The organism is Streptomyces sp. FH025, assembly GCF_017427025.1.
In the GTDB taxonomy this organism is placed as follows: Bacteria; Actinomycetota; Actinomycetes; order Streptomycetales; family Streptomycetaceae; genus Kitasatospora.
This window is the reverse complement of record NZ_JAFLNG010000479.1, coordinates 1-6009: the sequence shown is the minus strand read 5'-3', so window position 1 is coordinate 6009 and position 6009 is coordinate 1. Positions and strand designations below refer to the sequence as shown.

General features: G+C 72.7%; 7 protein-coding genes. 2 read left to right on the top strand and 5 right to left on the bottom strand.

The window, feature by feature from the left end; translation table 11 throughout:
• Nucleotides 1–11: 11 nt before the first annotated feature.
• The 4 genes from J0670_RS27225 to J0670_RS27210 form a co-directional block, all read right to left on the bottom strand.
• The gene (locus tag J0670_RS27225; protein WP_207814327.1) at nucleotides 12–254 is read right to left on the bottom strand and encodes an acyl carrier protein; all 243 of its coding nucleotides are present in this window, start codon (nucleotides 252–254) and stop codon (nucleotides 12–14) included.
• 80 nt (nucleotides 255–334) lie between these two features.
• Nucleotides 335–1366, bottom strand: a complete 1032-nt coding sequence (locus J0670_RS27220; protein WP_207814325.1) for a beta-ketoacyl-ACP synthase III — start codon at nucleotides 1364–1366, stop codon at nucleotides 335–337.
• Complete coding sequence (locus J0670_RS27215) at nucleotides 1363–2313, bottom strand: ACP S-malonyltransferase (RefSeq protein WP_207814324.1); 951 nt, start codon at nucleotides 2311–2313, stop codon at nucleotides 1363–1365. The genes J0670_RS27220 and J0670_RS27215 overlap by 4 nt, the downstream gene beginning before the upstream one ends.
• Before the next feature lie 91 nt (nucleotides 2314–2404).
• Nucleotides 2405–3601, bottom strand: a complete 1197-nt coding sequence (locus J0670_RS27210; protein ID WP_207814329.1) for a CdaR family transcriptional regulator — start codon at nucleotides 3599–3601, stop codon at nucleotides 2405–2407.
• 206 nt (nucleotides 3602–3807) lie between these two features.
• Between J0670_RS27210 and J0670_RS27205 the strand changes: the two genes are divergently transcribed.
• Entirely contained in the window at nucleotides 3808–4584 is a 777-nt protein-coding gene (locus J0670_RS27205) for a pirin family protein (protein WP_307806713.1), read from the top strand.
• Here the strand turns inward: J0670_RS27205 and J0670_RS27200 are convergent.
• Nucleotides 4581–5414 (bottom strand): serine hydrolase, encoded by an 834-nt coding sequence (locus J0670_RS27200; protein WP_207814320.1) that lies wholly within the window; start codon nucleotides 5412–5414, stop codon nucleotides 4581–4583. The genes J0670_RS27205 and J0670_RS27200 overlap by 4 nt on opposite strands.
• Nucleotides 5415–5536: 122 nt before the next feature.
• On the opposite strand from J0670_RS27200, the gene J0670_RS27195 reads away from it, so the two are divergent.
• A complete protein-coding gene (locus J0670_RS27195) occupies nucleotides 5537–6001 on the top strand; it encodes a MerR family transcriptional regulator (RefSeq protein WP_207814319.1) in 465 nt (154 codons plus the stop codon).
• The last annotated feature ends 8 nt before the right edge of the window (nucleotides 6002–6009 follow it).

Below are 6009 nucleotides of genomic sequence, written 5' to 3'. Positions count from 1 at the left end.
GGGTCGGTCGCTCAGGCGTGGGCGAGGATGTACTCCACCGCGTCGCCGACGGTCTTCAGGTTCTTGACCTCGTCGTCCGGGATCTTGACGTCGAAGCGCTCCTCGGCGGCCACGACGACCTCGACCATGGACAGCGAGTCGACGTCCAGGTCGTCGGTGAAGGACTTGTCGATCTGGACGTCCTCGGTCGGGATGCCGGCGATCTCGTTGACGATCTCGGCGAGACCTTCCAGGACCTCGTCCTTGGTAGCCATACTGGCTGCTCCTCTTCGGTGTTGAACGTGTCCGACCGGCGGCCGAACACAGGCTTGTGGATGGTTGGGGCGAAACGCGCCTAAGGGAGCGTAACGACTGCCGCGGCGTACACGAGACCCGCCCCGAACCCGATGATCAGCGCCAGGTCGCCACTGTGGGCCTCGCCGCTCTCCAACATGCGCTCCATCGCCAGCGGGATGGAGGCGGCGGAGGTGTTGCCGGTCTCGGCGATGTCCCGGGCGACCGGCACCGACTCCGGCAGCTTGAGCGCCTTGATCATGGCGTCGGTGATCCGCATGTTGGCCTGGTGCGGGATGAAGGCGCCGAGCTGGTCGGCGGTGATCCCGGCGGCGTCCAGCGCCTGCTGGGCCACCTTGGCCATCTCCCAGACCGCCCAGCGGAAGACCGGCTGGCCGTCCATCCGCAGGGCCGGCCACTTGGTCTCCTCGCCCGCGCCGTTGACCGCGTCGGGCTTGGCGAAGGCGGTGTCCCAGGCCTGGGTCTGGGTGATCAGGTCGGCCTGCGAGCCGTCCGAGCCCCAGATCAGCTTGCCGATGCCGGGAGTGTCGGAGGGGCCGACGACCGCGGCGCCGGCGCCGTCGCCGAAGATGAACGCGGTCGAGCGGTCCGACCGGTCGGTCAGGTCGCTGAGCCGCTCGACGCCGATCACGAGCACGTACTCGGCGTTGCCGCCGCGGATCATGCCGTCGGCCAGGCCCAGGCCGTAACCGAAGCCGGCGCAGGCGGCCGAGATGTCGAAGGCCGGGGCGGTGCCGCAGCCGAGCCGCTCGGCGATCTCGGTGGCGATCGCGGGGGTCTGCTTGAAGTGCGAGACGGTGGAGACGATCACGCCGCCGATCTGGTCGGGGGAGATCCCGGCCTGCGCGATGGCCTTGCCGGCGGCCTGCACCGACATCTCGGAGACGGTCTCCTCCGGGCCGGCCCAGCGGCGCTCGGCGATTCCGCTGCGGGTGCGGATCCACTCGTCCGAGGAGTCGATCCACTCCAGGACCTCGGAGTTGGGGATGACCCGGGCCGGTCGGTAGCCGCCGACGCCGTGGATGCGCGAGAACTGGGCGCCGATGGCGGGGCGGATCTGGGGCTTGGTCATGCCTGGGTCTCCTGCTCCTGACCGCCGTGCTCCGCGATCAGCTCGCGGGCCTTGTCCAAGTCGGCGGGGGTCTTGAGGGCGAGCGTGGCCACACCCTTGAGGTTTCGCTTGAGCAGCCCGGTGAGGGTGCCCGCGGGGGACAGCTCGATCACGGCCGTCGCGCCCAGCTGTCCGAGGGTCTCCATGCAGAGGTCCCAGCGGACCGGGTTGGAGACCTGCGACACCAGGCGCGAGAGCACCTCGGCGCCGGAGTCCACGACCTCGCCGTCCTTGTTGGAGACGAAGCGGACCTGCGGGTCGGCCACCGTCAGGGTCGGGGCCAGCTTGGCCAGCCGCTCGACGCCGGGAGCCATGTGCTCGGTGTGGAAGGCGCCGGCCACCTTCAGGGCGATCAGCTTGGAGCCGACCGGCGGGTCCGCCCTCAGTGCCTCCAGCTGGACCAGCGTGCCGGCGGCGACGATCTGGCCGCCGCCGTTGTTGTTGGCCGCGGTCAGGCCGTGTTCGGCCAGCTTCGCCGCGACGACTTCGGAGTCGCCGCCGAGCACGGCGATCATGCCGGTCTCGGTGACGGCGGCGGCCTCGGCCATCGCCCGGCCGCGCTCGCGGACGAAGGCCAGCGCGTCGTGGGCGCTGAGCACCCCGGCGCCGGCGGCGGCGGTGATCTCGCCGACGCTGTGGCCCGCGACGGCGCCGACCAGCTTGCGGGCGACGTCCTCGTTCGGGAACAGTTCACGGGCGGTCACCAGGCCGGCCGCGACCAGCAGCGGCTGGGCGACGGCGGTGTCCTTGATCTCCTCGGCGGACGCCTCGGTGCCGGCGTGCACCAGGTCGAGCCCGGCGACCTCCGACCAGCCGCGCAGGCGGTCGGCGACACCATCGAGTTCCAACCAGGGGTTGAGGAAGCCGGGGGACTGGGCACCCTGTCCAGGGGCGACGATTACGAGCACGGTTCAACCCTCTCTCGCCAGGCGCCCAGGGGCGGGTAGGCGACGGTAACGAAGAAAACCATCCGGGATTGTATGGTCCCTACATTCCGGCTCAGCTCGGCTCTCCGGCGGCGGTGAGTCGGCCGAGGGCCAGTGCGATCCGCAGAGTGAACGCCGAACGCACGTCGGAGGGGGCGTACCCCGTGACATCGGTCACACGTCGTAGCCGGTAGCGCACCGTGTTGGGGTGGACGAAGAGCATCCGCGCCGCTCCCTCCAGCGAGGACGCCTGCTCCAGGTAGACACTCAGCGTCTCCAGCAGGGCGGAGCCGGCCTCGTCCAGCGGTGTGTAGATCTCCTCCACCAGCTGGCGGCGTGCGGCCTGGTCCCCGGCCAGCGCGCGCTCGGGCAGCAGGTCATCGGCCAGCACCGGGCGGGGCGCGTCCGGCCAGGCGGCGCAGGCGCGCAGGCCGGCCGCGGCGGCGTGCGCCGAGCGGGTCGCCGACAGCAGGTCCGGCACGGTCGGGCCGATCACCACCGGGCCCGACGCGAACTGGCCGATCAGCGCCCGGGCGGCGTGCACCGGCTCCTTGTCGCCGCCGACCACGACCACCAGGCGCTTGCCCAGCACCCCGGTCAGCACGTTCAGCTTGGCGTACCGGGCGGCCCGGCGGATCGCCTCGACCACCAGCTCGCTGTCACCGTCGGGCGCGCTGCCCATCACCACCCGCACCTGGCTGGGCTGCCCCCAGCCGAGCGCGGCGGCCCGGGAGAGCACGCCCTCGTCGGCGTCGCCGGAGAGCAGCGAGTTGACCACCAGCGCCTCCAGCCGGGCGTCCCAGGCGCCGCGCGCCTCCGCGGCCTGGGCGTACACCTGGGCGGTGGCGAAGGCGATCTCCCGGGCGTAGACCAGCACGGACTCGCGCATGTCCGCCTCGTCGCCGGGGGCGGCCACCTCCTCGATGGCCTCCTCCATCACCTCGATCGTGGTGCGGATCAGTTCGACGGTCTGGCGCAGGGTGATCGCCCGGGTCAGCTCGCGCGGGGCGGTGCCGAAGACGTCGGTGGAGATCGCCTGGGCGGCGTCGGGGTGGCGGTACCACTCGGTGAAGGCGGCGATGCCGGCCTGGGCGACCAGACCGATCCAGGAGCGGTGCTCCGGAGGCATCCGCCGGTACCAGCCGAGCTGGTCGTCCATCCGCGCGATCGCGGCGCTGGCCAGCTTGCCCGAGGACTTCTCCAGCCGCTTGAGCGTCGCCGCCCGGCGCTCGGCCCGCTCGGCGGCGTTTCTGCGCTCCTGCGCCGTCAGACGGGGAGCCGCCCGGCCGGGGCGGTCCCGGGCGGTCCGGGGAGCGGGGCTCTTCCCGGTCGGTTCGGCTGCGGGACTGGGTTCGCTCTGGGAGTTCTCGGAAGCGGCTGGCACAGGGACAAGACTGCCTCACGTCGATGACTGCTCGCGCACACCCCCCGGTGGAGCGGCGCGGTGGCAAGGGTCACACCCGCTACGGTGGAGGCGTGACCGACGCCGCTGACCGCCCCCGTGCCGACCTGCGCCGCACCGCCGAGCGCTACCGCTCCACCCCGGCCGAGGGCGTCGAGACCCGCCACGCGTTCTCCTTCTCCGGTCACTACGACCCGAAGAACACGCACTTCGGTGCGCTGCTCGCGTGCAACGAGGAACTCCTCGCCCCCGGCGCCGGGTTCGAGGAGCACAAGCACCGGGACACCGAGATCCTCACCTGGGTACTGGAGGGCGCGCTGGCCCACCGGGACTCGTACGGCCACAGCGGGGTGGTCCGCCCGGGCATGGTCCAGCACCTCAGCGCGGGCTCCGGCGTCACCCACACCGAGCGCAACGTCGGCGGCGCCACCGGGCCGGTGCGCTTCGTCCAGATGTGGCTCCAGCCCGACGAGTTCGACGCCGCCCCCGCGTACGGCCTGCGCAAGGTGGAACCGGCGCACGACGGGTTGACGCTGCTCGCCTCCGGGCTGGAGCGCGACGCCGGGACGGACGCCCTGCGGCTGCGCCGCGGCGACGCCGCGCTCTGGCTGGCCACCGCCGGCCCGTGGCAGCCGCTGCCGCAACTGCCCGAGGCCCCCTGGCGGTACGCCCACCTGACGGCCGGCACGCTGGGCTACCGGACGGTCCCGGGGCCCAAGGGCGGCGGCCGCTCGATGGTCCCGGGCGACAGCGTGCGGATCACCGGGGAGGCCTTCGCCGACCCGACGGCGGGCGAGACCGGCGCCGAACTCCTGCTCTGGGAGATGCACTCGCCGGTCTCGTACGGCTAGGCGCGCAGCTCCGCGAGGACGGCGTCGGACAGCTGGGGCCAGACCTCGACGGCCCAGGGGCCGAAGTCCCGGTCGGTGAGGGCGATGCAGGCCACGTCGGCCCGCGGGTCGACCCACAGGAAGGTGCCGGACTGGCCGAAGTGGCCGAAGGTCTCGGGGGAGTTGGCGGTGCCGGTCCAGTGCGGGCTCTTGCCGTCGCGGATCTCGAAGCCGAGGCCCCAGTCGTTCGGGCGGCGGTGGCCGTAGCCGGGCAGCACGCCGTTGGTGCCCGGGAAGGCGACCTCCCGGGTGGCCCGGTGGAGGGTGGAGGCGTCCAGCAGCTTGGGCGACTGGAGTTCGGCGGCGAACCGGGTGAGGTCGGCGACGGTGGACAGGCCGCCGGCCCCGGCCGGGGACTTGTGCGCGGTGTTGAGCACGGTGTCGGTCATGCCCAGCGGCTCGAACACCGCCTCGGCGACGTACCGGTGGAACGCGATCCCGGCGGCCTCGGACAGCGTGCGGGCCAGGGCGTCGAAGCCGGCGTTGGAGTACAGGCGGCGGTTGCCGGGCTCGGCGTAGACCCGGTCCTCGTCGAAGCCCAGGCCGGAGGTGTGGGCGAGCAGGTGGCGCACGGTCGAGCCGGGCGGGCCGGCCGGGTCGTCCAGCTCGAACACACCCTCCTCGACCGCGACCAGGGCCGCGTACGCGCTGAGCAGCTTGGTCACCGACGCCAGCGGGAAGAGGTGCTGCTGCGGCCCGTGCGCGCCCAGCACCGCACCGTCCGACCCCCGGACCACCGCCGCCGCGGCGTGGGGCACCGGCCAGTTCTCGATCATCCGCAAGCTCTCCATGCGTTCGACTCTAGCCGGGTTGCGGGAGTGCCCGGATGGGAGGCTTGCTTGGAGTGCACTCCAACTCGGTAGCGTCATCGACGTCGCACAGGACAGGTCGCACAGGACAGGGGAAGCGATCCATGGCCACACCCGCGCCCGCGGCCGGTCCGCGCAGCTGTTCCGAGGTGTTCAACAGCCCGGTCGGCGACCCGGACCGGACCGCGCGGCACACCATCGGCGAGGTCGCCGCGGCCAGCGGCCTGACCGCGCACACGCTGCGCTGGTACGAGCGGATCGGCCTGCTCGACCCGGTCGACCGCGCGGCCGGCGGCCAGCGCCGCTACTGCGACGCCGACCTGCACCGGCTGGCGTTCCTGGGGCGGCTTCGGCTGACCGGCATGTCGGTGGCCGACATGCTCAGGTACGTCGACATGGCCCGCCGCGGCGAGCAGACCTACGGGGAGCGGCGGCAGCTGCTGGAGGCGCAGCGCGAGGAGGTCCGGCAGCGGATCGCCGACCTCCGGGCCACCCTGTCCGTCCTCGACTACAAGATCGATCTCTATGCCGGGAAGGCCGCCGACACCACCGGCGCCCCCGCGCAGTGACGGAACCA